The organism is Mesorhizobium sp. M2D.F.Ca.ET.226.01.1.1, assembly GCF_004022705.2.
Classification (GTDB): Bacteria; Pseudomonadota; Alphaproteobacteria; order Rhizobiales; family Rhizobiaceae; genus Mesorhizobium.
The window spans coordinates 267498-284697 of sequence record NZ_RZOY02000008.1; the positions used below are offsets into that span (position 1 = coordinate 267498).

Sequence of the window (17200 nt, forward strand, 5' to 3'; positions counted from 1 at the left end):
CACTGCGCAATTTCGATCAAACTGGCAGTCGGGGCGGCGGCTAGGGTCGCCGCGCCAAATGCGAGGAGCCATGAACCCGACCGAGAAAGCGCTCTGGTTTGTCGAAAGCCATCTGCCGGATGCGATCTCGCTAGACGACGTCGCGACAAGCAGCGGCGTGTCGCGCTTCCACGTGACGCGGGCCTTCGGCGCGGCCACAGGGCGGTCGGTCATGGGCTATATGCGGGCGCGCAGGCTCAGCGAAGCGGCGCGCAAGCTTGCCGGCGGCGCGCCCGACATTCTCTCGGTCGCGCTCGATGTCGGCTATGGTTCGCATGAGGCGTTCACGCGGGCTTTTCGCGATGCGTTCGGCACCACGCCGGAACTGGTGCGCGCGCAAGGCTCGACCCGAAACCTCGATCTCGTGGAGCCTATCCTCATGGACAGTTCACTTCTCACCACGCTCGAGCCGCCGCGCTTCGAGACCAGCCGCCCGTTTCTCGTCGCCGGGCTCGGCGAGCGCTACAGCTGCGAGACCAGCGCCGGCATCCCGATGCAATGGCAGCGTTTCGCGCCCTATATCGGCAACATTCCCGGCGAGGTGCCGGGCGTCTTCTACGGCGTCTGCCTCAACGGCGACGACGCCGGCAATTTCGACTATGTGGTGGGCATCGAGGTGAAGGATTTCTCGGATCTGCCGAAGGACTTTTACCGCGTGCGGGTGCCGGCGCAGAAATATGCGGTGTTCGCGCATCGCGAGCACATCTCGACCATCCGCCGCACCGTCAACACGATCTGGAACAAATGGCTGCCTGCCTCCGGCCACGAGATCGCCGACGCACCGGAATTCGAGCGCTACGGCCCCGAGTTCGACGCGCACACCGGCAATGGCGGGCTAGAGATCTGGGTGCCGGTGAAGGGCTGAGACGCCTTCCCTTCTCCCCTTGCGGGAGAAGGTGGATCGGCGCGCAGCGCCGAGACGGATGAGGGGTGTTCCAGCGAAGCGAGACGTCGGCATTCCCTGGAGCACCCCTCATCCGACCGAGCTTCGCTCGGCCACCTTCCCCCACAAGGGGGGAAGGGAAGAACTAAAGCTCCAGGTTCCAGGTCTGGCCGACAAGGTCCTTGCCGAAGGAATGGTGCCTTTCTTCATCGACCAGCTTGAAGCCGGCGGCCTGGTAGATGCGGCGGGCCGAGCCCAGTATGTCGTTGGTCCAGAGCGTCAGCGTCCGGTAACCCTTGGCGCGGGCGAAGGTGATGCATTCATCGACCAGCCGCCGGCCGATGCCGAGGCCGCGCGCGGAGGGCTCGACGTAGAGGAGCCTGAGCTTCGCCACCTTCGGCGATTTGCGCACGACGAAGACCGAGCCGACCACCTCGCCTTCGCGCTCGGCGATCCAGCTGCGCTCCCATTGCGGAACGAAATTCTTGACGAACTCGCCGAGGATCTCGGCGACCAGCGCCTCGTAGGTTTCGTCCCAGCCATACTCCTCAGCGTAGAGCATGCCCTGGCGGCGCGTGACCCAGCCGATGTCGCCGACCTGCAGCGGCCGCAGAATATAGGGCACCTTGGGTTCGGGCCTGTCGCCAAGCAGGTCCTGCACGGTGCGCATGGCCTTGACCAGCCGCTCCTGGTCAGCGGGCGCCAGACGGTCGAGCAGCGCGCGCACCTGGTCGTGCGAATCCTGGTTGAGCGGCGCAAAAGCCTCTCGTCCCGCGGGCGTCAGCGCGATCGAAGACCGGCGCGCGTCCGCCTCGCTTGCCTCGCGTTCGACCAGGCCGCGCTCCTCGAATTTCTTCAAGAGGCGGCTGACATAGCCCGGGTCGAGACCGAGATCGCGAACCAGGTCGCTGGCAACGAGGCCGTCGCGGTGGGCAAGCTCATAAAGCACCCGCGCCTCGGTCAGCGAGAAGCTGCTTTTCAGCCAGCTTTCCTCGAGCACGCCGATCTGGCGGGTGTAGAAGCGGTTGAAGGCGCGCACGGTATCGATGCGTTCCTTGCCGGGGTGATCGTGGATGGTCATGGGAAGTCCTCCTGCCTTGGACAGGATCAATCATTTAGTTGACTGAGTCAATTAATTCTTGAAACGACCCCCGGCGATCACGCGAACCGGTATCTCGACAGTCTCGCCGAGTATGGCAAGATAGCTGCGGAGACGTGCGATGGAAAACATTCGACCCATTAATAACGAGGCTGAGTACGACTGTGCGATTGCCGAGATTGCTCCCTATTTCGATAATGAACCGGTTGCAGATAGCCCTGAAGCCTATCGCTTTGACGTTCTAGCCACCCTGATCGAGGCTTACGAAACCAAGCATTATCCGATTGGGGCTAAATAGCCCTAGCCCATCGGCAGCACCGGCCAGAACTCCACGATCCGTCCTTCGGCAAACACCGCAATCGCCCCGAAATGCTGCAGCACCGCCTCGCTCTGCGTCGGCCGCAGGAAGGCATAGTCCCCGGGCTTCACATCCGCGCTCGCCGGCAGGCCCATGAATTGCTGGTTGGACGACAGCCCGATCAGGCCGTTCGGCTTCATGCCTTCGGGGAACACCGGTTCGGCCATCCACTTGCCGCCATAGAGATAGCAGCCCTTGCGCGGGAAGAGGCCAAGCGCTTGCAACGCCCTGGAAACCGCCGGGGGACCGGGCAGCATCGGATCCAGCGCCTTGAGGATCGGCGTGGCGATGAAGGCCGCCGGCTGAAAACCGCCCAGGCCGGGCGTGTCGAAGTCGCTGGGCAGGACGAAGGCCGAGCCGATCGACACTTCATTGGCGACGCCGCCGCCATGCAGCAGCGCCGTCTTCGAGCCGCCGATGTTCAAGGTGCGGCGCTGGTCCGGATCGAGGGAGGTGACGAACTCGGCGGCCTTGGCCGAAGCCTGCTTCAGCGCCTTGGCCGTACCGCCGAACAGGCCCGGTATCTCCGGCGCATGCGCCTCATAGGCCATGATGCCTTCGCAGCGCAGGCGTTCCGGTATCGTCAGCGCCCTGATCTCGGCGGGGCTCGAAAAACCGCCGCGATGCAGGCCGACATCGACCTCGAAAGCGATGCGCAACTCGGTGTCGAGCGCGGAAGCGAGTGCACCATATTCGGTCAGCCGCTCAGGCGCGTCGATCAGCCAGCAGACACGCGACCACCAGCCGGCGCTGCCTTGGGTCAGCGCTGCCCTGGCGGCGCCGACCGGCATTGGCTTGCCGTAGAGCAGATCGCCCTCGGGAAAAGCGTCGAGCACGGCCTGCGTCACCGGCGGATGGAAGGTCATGAAGCGGTTGGTGCCAAGCGCCCTGGCGATGTGCGAAAGGAGCGGCATGCAAGGCAGCGACTTGTCGACCAGCCGCACCGCGAGACCCGGCGCCAGCCTCTTTTTCAACTGCGCGATGTTGCCGTCCAGCCGGTCGCGGTCGAGCACCAGGCAGGGCCGGAAAATGTCCGCGGCCTGCAATGCCTTAGATAGCTCGATGAAATAGGCGCTCATCGTTCGATGCCGAACAGGCCGGCCATATAGGGCGACACGAAACGGTTGTCCGGATCGATGTCGTGGCGCACGGCAAGCGCCTCGTCCCAGCGCGGATAGATCTTCTTGAAATCCGCCGCCTTCAGGCTGTGCATCTTGCCCCAATGCGGCCGGCCGCCATATCTGCGGAAGATCGGCTCGGCGGCTCGCATGAAAGGCAACGGATCGCTCGCCGCATCGTGGTGGATGGCGATCGAGCAGGTCAACCTCTTGTGGAAGGGCGAAAGCCAGAATTCGTCGGGCGCCACCGAACGCACCTCCATCGGGAAATAGACTTCCGGAAAGTGCTTTTCCGTCAGCGCGATGATCTCGGCCAAGGCCTTCGGACCTTCCTCGTAAGGCAGGTGGTACTCCATCTCGTTGAATTTGGTTTGACGGTCGCTGGCGTAGACGTTGAGCCAGTCCTGCACATAGTCCTCCGAGGGCACCTTCTTCACCGCGCCCTTGATCAGCGCCCGCCGCAGCGACGGCAGCCAGCGCAAGACGGTGCGCAGCTTGCGCAAGGTCGCCAGCCCCTCCTCGTCGTTCTCGGTCGGCCGCGGCGTGGGCGCCGCGTCGCTGAGATCGCTGGCGATGAACTGGGCGTAGCCGGAAAACGGGATGTAGTAGAATTCGGCCGAACGATGCGCCGCCATCATCTTTTCAAAATCGCGCAGCATGTCGCCGATCGGCAGCACCCATTTGCGCCGGCGCAGCCGGTAGGTCGCGATGTTGTTCATCGTCACTTCAGTAAGCACGCCGAAGCTGCCCAGTGCGACGCCGGTGGCGTGGATCATGTTCTGGTCGCTCGCCCGGCTGTATTCGCGCAGCTTGCCCTGCCCGTCGACGAGTTGCACCGCCTCGAGCTGCGTGTGATAGGCGCCGAGCGTCGGGCCGGAGCCATGCGTTGCCGTGCCCAGCGCGCCGCCGATCGCCTGCTTGTCGATATCGCCCATATTGGGCAGGCCCTGGCCGATGTCCTGCAGGATGTGCATCAGGGCGCCGAGCCTGGTTCCCGCCCTCACCCGTGCCCGGTTGTTCGCGGCATCATGCGAGACCAGCCCCTCGATCTTCTCCAGCGAGACGATGGTGCCGTCCGACTGCACCAGCGGTGTGAAGGAATGGCCGGCACCCACGACGCGCAGCGGACGGGGCGCCGAGCGCACCAGCTCGGCCAGTTCGCCGACATCGGCCGGGGTCGGGATCGATTTCGGGCATGCTGTGACGAAACCCGACCAGTTGCTCCAGGCGTTTGCCATCCCAATCCTCCCGCTCAAGCCTTACCGCGCCGGCGCGCGACCAGCATGAAGACGCCGAGCAAAACCACGCTGGCCGAAGCGGTGGCGGCGGCGAATTCAGGCACCGGCCGGAAGTTCGCGCCGTCGATCAGCAGCGAGGCGGCGATCGGGCCGATGGCGAGGCCGAAGAGTTGCGCGGCCGGCACCAGGAGCACCGCGGTTCGCGTCTCGTCGGCGGTGATGGCGAGGCGGATCTGGTAGGGCACGATGAAGAGCAGGATGAAGCCCATCACCAGCGCCACCGCCCAGAACACCGAAAGGCGCGGGCCGGAGGCAAGCAGGATCGAGCTGATCGCCGCGACAATGCCGATGATGGTGATGGCAAAACGATAGTCGATGCGCGCCTCGAAGACGGTCGCGGTGAGGGCGCCGATCACCTGCGCGGCAAGGCTTGCCGAAACCATCAGGCCGACGGTGCGGCTATCGATGCCAAACTGCGCGCCGATCGGCTCGAGAAAAGCCCAGACGGCGCCGAAGAACATGAAATAGCAGAAGATCGACAAGAGCGCGGTGATCGCCGGCACGGTCGCGACATTGCGAAACTGCTCTTCCTTGGGCAGGTCTGCGTAGTCATCCGGCACGGTCCAGGCGACGGCCAGCGACAGCAGGCAGACGATGCCCAGCGCGATGAAGCCGCCGGCCGAGCCCGCTCTCGGCACCGCATAGAGCGCGAGAATCAGCGCCAGCGCGCATTGCGCCAAGGTCTGCAGCGTGACGAAATAGCCGCCGATGCGCTCGGCCCGGCGCGAGCGGGCGATCAGCTCCGTCGCGACGGCGACCAGTCCGCCCTCCGCCAAGCCAGCCAGCGTGCGTGCGCCGATCAGCGCATTGGGACTGCCGGCATAAGCGGTCCAGGAATTGGCGAGCGCTAAAAGCACGAGCAGCACCGCGCTCTTCCAACGTATGTTCCTGGCGGGAAGCAGCATGGCCACGATCGCGGAGCCGATGGCAATCGCGATCATCTCGGCGGTGGCGACCAGTGCCAGTTCGTCGCCGGTGACATGGCCTTCGGTGTAGAGCGCGCCGAGCAGCACCGGCTGCAGCCCAAGGATGAGCAGGCCGACCGAGCCGATCCACAGCGCAGAGGCCAGTTGCAGACCGGTCGGATTGCCGACAAGCCAATCGCCATTTTCCGCTTGCGCGGCTTGCGATGCCGTCACGAGGTGCCTCCCTTGCAGCTCGATCGAAAAACTGACAAGTTGTCAGCATTTAGCAAAACTGATACTTGATCATGTTTCTTGTCAACCGCGAATTTGCACTTTTCCGGGAAAGATGCGGACAATGACGGATGCAAATCGAATAGCGACGGAACCCAGGCGCAGGCCGAAGCAGGAGCGCAGCCGCGAGCGCATCGACGCGATCCTTGCCACGACCATGCGGCTGATCGGCGAAAAGGGCATCGACGCGGTGACGATGAAGGAGGTCGGCGCGCTGGCCGGCGGACCGATCGCCACCGTGTATCATTACTTTCCGTCGAAGTCGGCGATCCTGGCGATGCTCTATGAGCGGTTTTCCGAGGAAAGCCGCGCGCGCTTCGGTGCGATCATCGCCGGGATAAGCGGGCCTGGCGACGTGACCGCGGCGGCCGACCGACTGCTCGACGACTATTACGGTCGCGTCGCGGCGGACCCGGCGATCCAGGACCTGCAGAACGCCATCCAGGCCGACAAGGCGCTGCAGCATCTCGACATCGCCGAGACGCGGCACCAGGCGAAGATGTTCTGCGACCATGTCGCGCCAATGCTTCAAGCCGGGAAGCGCGAGGCGTTCGGGCGCGTGGTGTTCCTGATCTTCCAGCTCGCCGGCGGCGTCGTGCGGCTGGCGTTGACGCAGGACAAGGAGGAAGGCCGGCGCACGATCGACGACTACCGTTCGATCATCCACGCGCAGTTGCGGCTGTTTCTCTGAGCGCGATCAGGAATCCAGCTTCGGCCCCAGAATTTCCACCAGCCAGTCGACGAACACCCTCACCCTTGGCGAAAGCTGGCGGCTCGGCGGATAGAGCACCGAGATCGGCGTCGGTGTCGGGGGGATTGTCGGGAAGCACCTCGACCAGTCGGCCGGCCTCGATGTCGTCGGCGTAACGGAGTTTTGGCGCCTGGAACAGCCCGAAGCCCAGCCGGACCAGCGCGGCACTTGTGTCTGAATTGGCGACGGTGACTCGCGATGGCAGGACAACTTCTCGAACCTTGCCGTCGACGGTGAATTCCAGCGGCATCAGCTGCCTCGTGCGCGACGACACGAAACCGATCATCATGTGGCCGGCAAGATCATCCAACGTGCGCGGCACACCGTAGCGTTCGAGATAGGCGGGACTCGCGACGGTGATCTCGCGCGCGATGCCGAGACGTCGCACGATCATGTCGCTGTCGGGAAGTACGCCTGCCCGGATCACGCAGTCGACGCCTTCACGCACCAGATCGACAAGGCGGTCCCCCTCGCCGATATGGACCGACAGGCCCGGATATCTGGCAAGCAGTGCCGGCAGTTCTGGCAAGAGGAACGTGCGCGCCATGTGGCCATTGACGTCGACGCTGAGGCGTCCACGCAGCTCGCGGGCTTCGAAGCCGCCCTCGGCATCCTCGATGTCGGCGAGGATGCCGATGCAGCGCTGGTAATAGGCCTCGCCGTCGGGCGTCGTGGTGACATGGCGTGTGGTGCGGCGGAGCAATTGCACGCCCAGACGCTTCTCCAGCTGCTTGATCGCGGCGGTGGCGCTGGAGCGCGGCAGGCCGAGATCGGCGGCGGCCGCGGTGAAGCTGCGCCGCTCCACGACCCGGGTGAAGAGCCGCATGCTGTCAAAACGATCCATGGCTGATTGTTCGCACAGACTGAATAGTGTTGGCAATCCATGCCCGATTATATCGCCTTCTTAGGCGAGTATATGCATCTCCATCCGAAGAGAAGGAGATTTCGCCATGACCACCCGTCCCATCGCCCTCATCACCGGCGGCAGCCGCGGCCTCGGCCGCAACACCGCGCTTCACCTCGCCCGCAAAGGGGTCGACGTCGTCCTCACCTATCGCTCACGCGTCGATGAGGCCAAGACTGCCATTGCCGAAATCGAAGCAGCCGGCGGCCGGGCTGCAGCACTTGAGCTCGACACCGGCACCGTCGCCAGCTTCCCGGTTTTCGTCGAGACATTGAAGAAGACGCTTCACGAGACCTGGCAGCGCGACCGTTTCGACTATCTGGTCAACAATGCCGGCATAGGACTGCGCAAGCCGATCGCCGAGACAACGGAAGAGGAATTCGACTCGCTGATGAACATCCATCTGAAGGGCGTGTTCTTCCTCACCCAGGCGCTGCTGCCGCTGATCAACGACGGCGGCCGCATCATCAACGTGTCGAGCGGGCTGGCGCGCTTCTCGGTGCCGGGCTCGTCCGCCTATGCGATGATGAAAGGCGGCGTCGAGGTGTTCACGCGCTACCTCGCCAAGGAGCTTGCCGGCCGCCGCATCACCGCCAACACCGTGGCGCCCGGCGCGATCGCCACCGACTTCAATGGCGGCCATGTGCGCGACGACGCCGAGATCAACCGCGTCGTGGCCGGGATGACCGCGCTTGGCCGCGCCGGTGTCGCCGACGATATCGGGCCGATGATCGCCTCGCTGCTCTCCGACGACAATCGCTGGGTCAACGCCCAGCGGATCGAAGTATCGGGCGGCATGAACATCTAGGCGATCGTTGTATGACCTGACGGATCAGCCCTTCGAAGCCGTCGGCAAGATTGGCATTGCCGGCGGCGATGAAGCTCGAAAGGTTGCGGGCACGGCCGGGCATCTTGTTGGCATCGAGCAGCACCGCTTTGCGCTCATGCATGACGGAGTCGAACTGCATCGCTCATCGAGGAAGCCAAGACCTTCTTCGATGATGTCCGGCTGGCCTCGACCGGTACATACGGCCTCGCCGAACGCTGCCCGCTGCTTGTGCTGCGCTCGCCGAAGCGCTCGGACTGACAGGTGAGATTGCTCGTCTGTGTCTCGCGACAGCCGGCGCTTTTCATAGTGACGTTTCGCCTGAGAAAAATTTCGCGCCGCTTGCCCCTTGCGCGCGCCTTGACTCTCGAAACCCACCGGCCTATCTCAGCGCCACGTTAGCACTCGCCCTAGGTGAGTGCTAACTTATATCCGGCGGCCTCGCCGGATGGAGGAACAGTTCTCACCGTTCTCATTCGAGGAAGAAAACATGGCAAAGTCCAAGTTCCGCCCGCTTCATGACCGCGTGGTCGTTCGCCGGGTCGAATCCGAATCCAAGACCGCCGGCGGGATCATCATCCCGGATACGGCGAAGGAGAAGCCGCAGGAAGGCGAGATCATCGCCGTCGGCTCCGGCGCCCGCGACGAAAGCGGCAAGCTCGTGCCGCTGGACGTCAAGGCCGGCGACCGCATCCTGTTCGGCAAGTGGTCGGGCACTGAAGTCAAGCTCAATGGCGAAGACCTTCTGATCATGAAGGAATCCGACATTATGGGCATCATCGGCTGAATTTCGGCCTCTCCATCAACTGAGTTTTCGGGCTCTTCCCGAGCCCCTGTCAGGAGCTAACCATGGCTGCAAAAGACGTAAAATTCTCCCGCGATGCCCGTGAGCGCATGCTGCGCGGTGTCAACATCCTCGCCGACGCGGTGAAGGTCACGCTGGGCCCCAAGGGCCGCAACGTCGTCATCGACAAGTCGTTCGGCGCACCGCGCATCACCAAGGACGGCGTCACCGTCGCCAAGGAGATCGAGCTTGAGGACAAGTTCGAGAACATGGGCGCCCAGATGGTCCGCGAAGTCGCTTCGAAGACCAACGACATCGCCGGCGACGGCACGACCACCGCTACCGTTCTCGCCCAGGCGATCGTGCAGGAAGGCAACAAGGCCGTTGCCGCCGGCATGAACCCGATGGACCTCAAGCGCGGCATCGACCTCGCCGTCAGCGAAGTCGTCGCCGCTCTCGGCAAGGCCGCCAAGAAGATCAAGACCTCCGAGGAAGTCGCCCAGGTCGGCACGATCTCGGCCAATGGCGACGAGTCGGTCGGCAAGATGATCGCGGAAGCGATGCAGAAAGTCGGCAACGAAGGCGTCATCACCGTCGAGGAAGCCAAGACCGCCGAGACCGAGCTGGAAGTCGTCGAAGGCATGCAGTTCGATCGCGGCTACCTCTCGCCCTACTTCGTCACCAACGCCGACAAGATGGTCGCCGATCTGGAAGACGCCTACATCCTGCTGCACGAGAAGAAGCTCTCCAACCTGCAGGCCATGCTGCCGGTCCTCGAAGCTGTCGTTCAGACCTCGAAGCCGCTGCTCATCATCTCGGAAGACGTCGAAGGCGAGGCCCTGGCCACGCTGGTTGTCAACAAGCTGCGCGGTGGCCTGAAGATCGCCGCCGTCAAGGCTCCGGGCTTCGGTGACCGCCGCAAGGCCATGCTGGAAGACATCGCCATCCTCACCGGTGGCCAGGTCATCTCGGAAGACCTCGGCATCAAGCTCGAGAACGTTGGCCTCAACATGCTCGGCCGCGCCAAGAAGGTGTCGATCTCCAAGGAGAACACCACCATCGTCGACGGCGCCGGCAAGAAGGCCGAGATCCAGGGCCGCGTCGCCCAGATCAAGCAGCAGATCGAGGAGACCACCTCGGACTACGACAAGGAGAAACTGCAGGAACGTCTGGCGAAGCTCGCCGGCGGCGTTGCGGTGATCCGCGTCGGCGGTGCGACCGAAGTGGAAGTCAAGGAAAAGAAGGACCGCGTTGACGACGCTCTGAACGCGACCCGCGCGGCCGTGGAAGAAGGCATCGTCGCCGGCGGTGGCGTGGCCCTGCTGCGCGCTTCGGCTGCTGTCAAGGCTACCGGCGTCAACTCCGACCAGGCTGCCGGCATCAACATCGTGCGTCGCGCGCTGCAGTCTCCGGCCCGCCAGATCGCGTCGAACGCCGGTGCTGAAGCTTCGATCGTCGCTGGCAAGATCCTCGAGAACAAGGGCGCGACCTTCGGCTTCAACGCTCAGACCGGCGAGTATGGCGACATGATCGCCATGGGCATCGTCGACCCGGTCAAGGTCGTGCGCACCGCTCTCCAGGACGCGGCCTCGGTCGCCGGCCTGCTCGTCACCACCGAAGCCATGATCGCCGAAGCTCCGAAGAAGGAAGCTGCCGGCGGTATGCCGGGCGGCATGCCCGGCGGCGGCATGGGCGGCATGGGCGGCATGGACTTCTAATCCAGCCTACCAAGCTGATGCATACGGAAAGGGCGCCGAAAGGCGCCCTTTTTGTTAGGGAAGTTAGTTACGCCGCGCTCTCCGCTTGCTGCGCGACCTTGCCGGCCAGCACCGCCTGCTCGACCAGCGCGGCGACCTCGTCGGCCACCGCCTGCACTGGCGTGCGGTCGCGGGTGGCGCGGGCGATCACCATCAGGCCTTCCAGCGAGGATTCGACCAGCAACGCCAGCGCCTGCGCGCGCCGCTCCGGCACCCCTGCCCGGACGAAGGCCTGGCGCAGCAGCCCGATCCATTGCTCGAAGGCGGAGCGGCAGATTTCGACCAGGTCCGGCACATCGTTCGGCGCATCGAGCACGACCGGCGCGACCGGACAGCCGAGCGAGAACTCGTAGTCCTCCAGCATGCGCGCGACCGACTGGTAGATGTGATGGACGGCAACGGCCGGGTCGCTTTCCTCCAACAGTGCCGCGCCCAGCCGCTCCGTGACGTTGGCGACGCTGGCCCGCGTCACCTCGACGACTAGCTGGTCCTTGCCGCCAGGGAAATGGAAATAGAGCGAGCCGCGCGGCGCGCCGCTGGCGCTCAAAATGTCGTTCAGCGACGTGCCGTGATAGCCGCGCTGCCGGATGAGCAGCGTGGTCGCCTCTATCATGCGGGTGCGTGTGTCCGTCGCCACGTCGACCTCTCTTACTGTCAATCCCTGTCAGGAGGAGCGCATTATAGGCCTTGCTCCTAATATGACAATCGGTCTACATAATATGTAAATCGGTCTACATATTTTGGAGGCAACAATGCTGAGCTACCGGTTCGAGAAATTCGGCGACATAGAGAAGCTGGTGGTGCGTGAGGCAGCAATGCCCCAGCCAACGGCGAACCAGATCCTGGTGCGGGTGCGCGCCACCTCGCTCAACCGCCGCGACACGATGATCCTCAACGGCACCTATCCTCTGGCACCGCGCGCGGGCGTCGTGCCGCTGAGCGACGGCGCCGGGGAAGTGGTGGCCGTCGGCGACCGTGTCACACGCTTTGCCATCGGCGACCGCGTCACCGGCAGCTATTTCGCGCGCTGGATCGACGGCCGCATGCATCCTGGCATCGTCGACCAGCTCGGTTGCACGTTGGACGGCATGCTCTCAGAATATGCGCTGCTCGACGAGCAATGGGCCGTGCGGCTGCCCGAGCATCTCTCCTGGCAGGAAGCCGCGACCTTCACCTGCGCCGGGCTGACCGCCTGGAGCGCGCTCACCGGCGCCGAGATTCCAAAGCCGGGACAATGGGTTCTGGTGATTGGCTCAGGCGGCGTCGCCCTGTTTGCCTTGCAATTCGCCAAGCTCATGGGCTGTCGCGTGGCCGCGGTCACCTCGCGCGCTAAGAAAGCCGAGAGGCTGCGGGCGCTCGGCGCCGACCTCGTCGTCGCTGCAGATGAAACACGCGAATGGGGCATGGAGCTGCGCGCAGCGACCGGCAGCATCGACCTCGTCGTCGAAACCGGCGGCCCGGTGACTTTCGCGCAGTCGCTGATCGCCAGCGCGCTTTACGGACGCATCGTGCTGCTCACCGTACAGGACAAGAACGGCAAGTCTGTCGAGATCCCGGGCGCCATCTATCAGCGCAGCCTGGTCACCATCGGCCGCCTCTTCGTCGGCAGCCGCAGCGGGCTGGAGGCGATGCTTGCCGCTGTCGCCACGCACCGGCTGAAGCCGGTCATCGACAAGGTCTTCCCATTCGCCGAGGCGCGCGAGGCCTACCGCTATTTCGATCGGGGCGACGTCTTCGGCAAAGTCGTCATCGACGGCGCATGACCACCGCATTTTTTTTCGCAACACCTGAGAGGAGATCAGCCATGACAATTCGCGAGGCTTCAGCCCAATGGCAGGGCACGCTGAAGCAAGGATCGGGCCGGCTCAGACTGGGCAGCGGCGTGTTCGAAGGCGCCTATTCCTTCCCGTCGCGCTTCGAAAATGGCCCGGGTACCAATCCTGAGGAGCTGATCGCGGCGGCGCATGCCGGCTGCTTCTCGATGGCGCTCAGCGCCATACTCGGCGGCGAAGGCCATACCGCCGAGAGCATCCATACGATCGCCAAGGTGCATCTCGGCGCCACCACCGCCGGGCCGACCATCACCCGCATCGAACTCCAATCGGACGCCAGCGTCGCCGGCATTTCGGCCCAGGATTTCGAGCGGCTGGCGCACAAGGCCAAGGCGGCCTGCCTCGTCTCGCGGGCGCTGGCCGGCGTCGCCACGATCACGCTCAAGGCCAGCCTCGTAGCTTAATGAAACGACAGGAGAGAAATCCAATGACCCAGGAATTGACCATCGACGTCGCCGCGGCCAAGCGCTCCGCCGAGACGGCGGAAATCATGCGGCGCTACAACCACGTCTTCCAGCGTCACGACCCTTCGGCGCTCGACGAATTGGTTGCGGAGGATTGCGTGATCGAAAACACCACGCCGGCGCCGGATGGCGCTCGCCGCGTCGGCAAGGCGGCCTGCGTCGAATTGTGGTCGGCGATCGCCACCGGACCCGGCACCCGCTTCGACCTCGAAGAGACTTTTGTGGCCGGCGACCGCGCCACGATCCGCTGGCGCTTCTGGATGTCCGACGGCAGCTCGCTGCGCGGCGTCAACCTTATGCGCGTCGCCGACGGCAAAATCGTCGAGGCGATGGGCTACGTCAAAGGATAGGGCCTGGCGCGGAAAGCCGCGCTCAGGCCAGCCCGGAACCCGCCCGCCACGATCTGGGCTCCGGGCAAATTGTTACGACGCCACCCTGTTGAGCTTCACGAAGGTCTTCGGGCTGCGCTGGATGGTCTGGAAGATCACGCAGTAGCGATCGGTGAGCTCCATGAGTTGGGTCAGCCGGCTTTGCTCGACATCCGACTCGATGTCGAAGCGCAGGCGGATTTCCTTGAAGCCGACCGGCACGCCTTCGGTGACGCCAAGCGTGCCGCGCAGGTCGACATCGCCCTCGGCTGAGATTTCCGCCGACTTGATCGGAATGTCGAGCACGGCCGCGGCCGCCCGCATCGAAACGCCGGCGCAGGCGATCAACGCCTCCAGCAGCATGTCGCCGGAACAAAGCTCCTGGCCGCTGCCGCCGGCCTTCGGGTGGATGCCGGCCAGCGCGAGCCCGCGCCCGGTCTCGACCTTGCAGGTCACCCTTGTGTCGTCGGCGCTGCCCTTGGCCTTCAAGGTAAGGAGCGCGGCCCGCGCGTTCTTGCGATAAAGATCCTTGATCGGCTCCTGCGTGGCGCGAAACGTCGCGATATCCATTGTTGTTCTCCTGTCGTGAATTGCGGTTGCTTGAGGTCGTCGGCCATCGTCCTGACCTATTCCGGGACCGCGATGCCGGAGCCGCCGAGCTCGGTCGGAAAATCCTTGAGCTTCGGCAGCCCGTCCTTCATCGGCAGGACCGTCTCAGCGTAGTTGACGTGGACCCCCGGCGTGAATTCCACCGTCGGTATGGTGGCCGCATAGACGTCGACCAGTCCGAGCGGCGGATGGTCCGTCATCAGATGCCCGCCGCATTTGGTGCAGAACTGGCGGTCGCTCATCGCGGACTTCTCGAAGCCGGACAGAAACTCCGCGCCTTTGGTGACCTTGACGTTCCCGGGCTTCCACAGCGTGAAAGCGTTCACCGGAGACGCCGACCACGAACGGCAGGAACTGCAATGGCAGTAACCCATTGCCTCGGCGGTTCCGTGGACTTCGATTTCCACGGCGCCGCAAAAACATCCGCCCTTATGTACCGTCATGACTCTTGATCCTTATCTAGGTTCGGTTCGACCGCGTTCAGCGCCGCTTGAGACGACACCGCGCGGTGCCGCAGCGGTTTAAAACTTCCGGCAATGAACGGAATGACGGGGCGTCCGCCTCACTTGACAGCGCGTCCGGAACTGGAAAGGGATGTCGCGCCGGATTGCCGCGCAGGTTTCACCGTTTCACGGAAACGGCGAACCGCACTATCTTTTTGTTTTGACGCAATTCCGGACGGAAAACCGCTCACACTTTTCCTGGAATTGCTCTTGGGAACACGGGTGGATGGCCGGGGATGCTCTGTTTGATCTTCTGAAAACGGTGCGCCTCACCGGCGCGACGTTTTTCGATATCGAGGCCCAGGACCCGTGGGCGGTGTGCTCGCCGGCGCCCGCCTCGATATTGCCGAGGATATTGCCCGGCGCGGATCACCTGATTTCCTATCACGTGCTCACCGAGGGCCGCTGCTTTGCCCGCATCGTCGGCCACGAGGCGATCCCGGTAGAGGCCGGCGAGGTCGTGGTCTTCACCCACAGCGACCCGCATATCATGTCGAGCACGCCAGACCTGCGGGCCGATCCGCCGACGGCGGACGTTCTGGAGATCGCGGCCGCAAGCCAGACGCCCTTCCCCATCAACTACGTCAAGGACGGATCGCTGTCGGCGCGGCTGGTCTGCGGCTATCTCGCCTGCCATGCCCTGCCCTTCAATCCGCTGCTCGAAGCGCTGCCGCCCGTCATCAAGGCCGGAGACGTCAAAGGCGACGGCGGGTGGCTCGGCCAGTTCATCAAATTGGCGGTCTCGGAGGTGGCCGAGAAGCGGGCCGGCAGCGAGACGGTGCTGACCAAGCTCAGCGAACTGATGTTCGTCGACGTGCTGCGCCGCTATGTGGAGTCGCTGCCGCCGCAGCAGACCGGTTGGCTGGCGGGCCTGCGCGATCCGCATCTGGCGAAGGCGCTGGCGCTGATCCACGACCGGCCGGCACACAATTGGACGGTGGAAGCGCTGGCGAAGGAGTCCGCCTTGTCGCGCACGGTGCTTGCGGAGCGCTTCACCAAAATCGTCGGGATGCCGCCGATGCACTATCTCGCCAAATGGCGCATGCAGATCGCCTCGGAATTGCTGAGCGCCGGCAACAGCAACGTCGCCAGCATCGCGGCGGACATCGGTTACGAGTCCGAAGCCGCCTTCAGCCGCGCTTTCAAGAAGATGATCGGCGTCCCGCCCTCGGCCTGGCGGCTGGGGGTTCGGGCTGCTCCCGAAACCGGGAGCGCACCGGGCAGCTAGCGATCCGCCAACGCCAGCTTGGCGCCAAGCATGACGAAGGCGCCGGCGAAGCTGCGGCGCATCCAAGTCAGGACTTTCGGCCGCGACACGATATGGCTGCGCACCGAGGCCGCGAACACGCCATAGATGGCGAAGATGACGAAGGTCATCAGCATGAAGACGCATGAGAGCTCCAGCATCCTGGCGAAAGCATGCGGCTCGGTGGTGCTGACGAATTGCGGCAGGAAGGCGAAGAAGAAGATCGACAGTTTCGGGTTCAGCACGTTGACGAGGATGCCAGTGGTGATGGTCCTGGCGGTCGAGCGCGGCGCAGCATCCTCGTCGATGCTCAGCCCGCCCTTCTCCTTCAGCGTGTTCCAGGCCATGTAGAGCAGATAGGCGACGCCGAGATATTTCAGCGTCTCGAAGGCGACGGCGCTGGTGTGCAGCACCGCGGCAAGGCCGGTGATGGCGGCCGCCATATGCGGGATAATGCCCAGCGTGCAGGCGAAAGCGGCGATGACCGCGGCGCGCGCGCCGCGCGAAAGGCCGGCGCTCAGCGTGTAGAGGACGCCGGTGCCGGGCGAGGCCACGATAATCAGCGACGTCAACAGAAATTCTATGCTCATGCGTTCCTCCGCGGCCCTGCCCGGCGGGGGAAGCTACCGGGAGGTGCGGGGTGAGGCAAGCGGGTGGAGAGCGCGATCTCCCCCCTTGTGGGGGAGATGGCCGGCAGGCCAGAGGGGGGCGCGAAGGAATGCGACCTCGCAGTTTCCTCTTTTGAAATCTACTTCGACGTTCGACCGAAGCTCGCCTGAGGCGCCGGCGGGACAGCGCCCCCCTCTGCCCTGCCGGGCATCTCCCCCACAAGGGGGGAGATTGGCAGTTCGAACCCATGCGCCGCTCTCGCCATCAGGCAGTCATCGCCGCCGGGCATGCAGGCGCGGCAGACATCGGGGCGGATGTCGTAAATGCCGCAGGCGGTGTGCTTGCCGACCTCGCCGCTGAGTGCCGAGCAGCGCACGCCGTCGCAGCGCATGCCGGACAGGTCGGCCGACACAAATTTCTCCGGGATGCTGTCGAGCTGCGCGTCCTCCTCGGTCGAGAAGCGCGGCCAGTCGGCCGAATAGGAGCAGCAGGCGCCGCAGCTCTGGCAGTCGAACACGGCCGCGCCATCGCCTGCCGGCCAGCCGAAATCGGCCGC

At 64.4% G+C, this 17200-nt stretch carries 19 protein-coding genes and 1 pseudogene; 10 read left to right on the forward strand and 10 right to left on the reverse strand.

Annotated features, from left to right (window positions below; genetic code table 11):
* Positions 1-70: 70 nt before the first annotated feature.
* Positions 71-904 carry an AraC family transcriptional regulator gene (locus tag EN869_RS20175; protein WP_127227335.1) on the forward strand — a complete coding sequence of 278 codons (834 nt, stop codon included), beginning with the start codon at positions 71-73 and terminating at the stop codon, positions 902-904.
* A gap of 163 nt (positions 905-1067) precedes the next feature.
* Here EN869_RS20175 and EN869_RS20180 read toward each other — a convergent pair whose 3' ends face one another.
* A complete protein-coding gene (locus EN869_RS20180; RefSeq protein ID WP_127227334.1) occupies positions 1068-2003 on the reverse strand; it encodes a helix-turn-helix domain-containing GNAT family N-acetyltransferase in 936 nt (311 codons plus the stop codon).
* Positions 2004-2142: 139 nt separating this feature from the next.
* On the opposite strand from EN869_RS20180, the gene EN869_RS20185 reads away from it, so the two are divergent.
* Complete coding sequence (locus EN869_RS20185; protein WP_127227333.1) at positions 2143-2319, forward strand: transcriptional regulator; 177 nt, start codon at positions 2143-2145, stop codon at positions 2317-2319.
* A 2-nt stretch (positions 2320-2321) separates the two neighbouring features.
* Here EN869_RS20185 and EN869_RS20190 read toward each other — a convergent pair whose 3' ends face one another.
* The 3 genes from EN869_RS20190 to EN869_RS20200 are packed head-to-tail and all read right to left on the reverse strand — an operon-like array spanning position 2322 to position 5934.
* Positions 2322-3458, reverse strand: coding sequence for an alanine racemase (locus EN869_RS20190; RefSeq protein WP_127227332.1), 1137 nt, complete (start codon positions 3456-3458; stop codon positions 2322-2324).
* Positions 3455-4735, reverse strand: a complete 1281-nt coding sequence (locus EN869_RS20195; protein WP_127227331.1) for a D-arabinono-1,4-lactone oxidase — start codon at positions 4733-4735, stop codon at positions 3455-3457. Before EN869_RS20195 ends, EN869_RS20190 begins: the two co-directional genes overlap by 4 nt.
* A 14-nt stretch (positions 4736-4749) precedes the next feature.
* Positions 4750-5934 (reverse strand): MFS transporter, encoded by a 1185-nt coding sequence (locus tag EN869_RS20200; protein WP_127227330.1) that lies wholly within the window; start codon positions 5932-5934, stop codon positions 4750-4752.
* Positions 5935-6055: 121 nt separating this feature from the next.
* Here EN869_RS20200 and EN869_RS20205 point away from each other — a divergent pair, with 121 nt between their 5' ends.
* Positions 6056-6682 carry a TetR/AcrR family transcriptional regulator gene (locus tag EN869_RS20205; protein ID WP_167498615.1) on the forward strand — a complete coding sequence of 209 codons (627 nt, stop codon included), beginning with the start codon at positions 6056-6058 and terminating at the stop codon, positions 6680-6682.
* 6 nt (positions 6683-6688) lie between these two features.
* Here the strand turns inward: EN869_RS20205 and EN869_RS20210 are convergent.
* Positions 6689-7586 (reverse strand): annotated as a pseudogene (locus EN869_RS20210) (LysR family transcriptional regulator).
* 106 nt (positions 7587-7692) lie between these two features.
* Here EN869_RS20210 and EN869_RS20215 point away from each other — a divergent pair.
* From EN869_RS20215 to groL, 3 genes are all read left to right on the forward strand, one after another.
* Positions 7693-8454 (forward strand): SDR family oxidoreductase, encoded by a 762-nt coding sequence (locus tag EN869_RS20215; protein WP_127227329.1) that lies wholly within the window; start codon positions 7693-7695, stop codon positions 8452-8454.
* A 508-nt stretch (positions 8455-8962) separates the two neighbouring features.
* Positions 8963-9259: a co-chaperone GroES gene (groES, locus tag EN869_RS20225; RefSeq protein ID WP_010915433.1), complete on the forward strand. Its 297-nt coding sequence runs from the start codon at positions 8963-8965 to the stop codon at positions 9257-9259.
* A 62-nt stretch (positions 9260-9321) separates the two neighbouring features.
* Complete coding sequence (groL, locus tag EN869_RS20230) at positions 9322-10974, forward strand: chaperonin GroEL (protein ID WP_127227328.1); 1653 nt, start codon at positions 9322-9324, stop codon at positions 10972-10974.
* A gap of 67 nt (positions 10975-11041) precedes the next feature.
* Here the strand turns inward: groL and EN869_RS20235 are convergent, their stop codons facing one another.
* Positions 11042-11650: a TetR/AcrR family transcriptional regulator gene (locus tag EN869_RS20235; protein WP_127227327.1), complete on the reverse strand. Its 609-nt coding sequence runs from the start codon at positions 11648-11650 to the stop codon at positions 11042-11044.
* A gap of 115 nt (positions 11651-11765) precedes the next feature.
* Between EN869_RS20235 and EN869_RS20240 the strand changes: the two genes are divergently transcribed.
* Genes EN869_RS20240 through EN869_RS20250 form a run of 3 tightly spaced genes read left to right on the forward strand, consistent with a single transcriptional unit; the run spans position 11766 to position 13659 of the window.
* Positions 11766-12776: an NAD(P)-dependent alcohol dehydrogenase gene (locus EN869_RS20240; protein ID WP_127227326.1), complete on the forward strand. Its 1011-nt coding sequence runs from the start codon at positions 11766-11768 to the stop codon at positions 12774-12776.
* Positions 12777-12817: 41 nt separating this feature from the next.
* Entirely contained in the window at positions 12818-13249 is a 432-nt protein-coding gene (locus EN869_RS20245; RefSeq protein WP_127227325.1) for an OsmC family protein, read from the forward strand.
* A gap of 23 nt (positions 13250-13272) precedes the next feature.
* Positions 13273-13659: a nuclear transport factor 2 family protein gene (locus EN869_RS20250; protein ID WP_127227324.1), complete on the forward strand. Its 387-nt coding sequence runs from the start codon at positions 13273-13275 to the stop codon at positions 13657-13659.
* 72 nt (positions 13660-13731) lie between these two features.
* Here EN869_RS20250 and EN869_RS20255 read toward each other — a convergent pair whose 3' ends face one another.
* Positions 13732-14247, reverse strand: a complete 516-nt coding sequence (locus EN869_RS20255; RefSeq protein ID WP_127227323.1) for an OsmC family protein — start codon at positions 14245-14247, stop codon at positions 13732-13734.
* Between the two features lie 56 nt (positions 14248-14303).
* Entirely contained in the window at positions 14304-14729 is a 426-nt protein-coding gene (locus tag EN869_RS20260) for a GFA family protein (RefSeq protein ID WP_127227322.1), read from the reverse strand.
* Positions 14730-15015: 286 nt separating this feature from the next.
* On the opposite strand from EN869_RS20260, the gene EN869_RS20265 reads away from it, so the two are divergent.
* Positions 15016-16017 (forward strand): AraC family transcriptional regulator, encoded by a 1002-nt coding sequence (locus EN869_RS20265; RefSeq protein WP_167507058.1) that lies wholly within the window; start codon positions 15016-15018, stop codon positions 16015-16017.
* Here EN869_RS20265 and EN869_RS20270 read toward each other — a convergent pair.
* Positions 16014-16625, reverse strand: coding sequence for a LysE family translocator (locus tag EN869_RS20270; RefSeq protein ID WP_127227320.1), 612 nt, complete (start codon positions 16623-16625; stop codon positions 16014-16016). The genes EN869_RS20265 and EN869_RS20270 overlap by 4 nt on opposite strands.
* A gap of 158 nt (positions 16626-16783) precedes the next feature.
* Positions 16784-17161: a YkgJ family cysteine cluster protein gene (locus EN869_RS20275; RefSeq protein ID WP_167507063.1), complete on the reverse strand. Its 378-nt coding sequence runs from the start codon at positions 17159-17161 to the stop codon at positions 16784-16786.
* Positions 17162-17200: the final 39 nt, after the last annotated feature.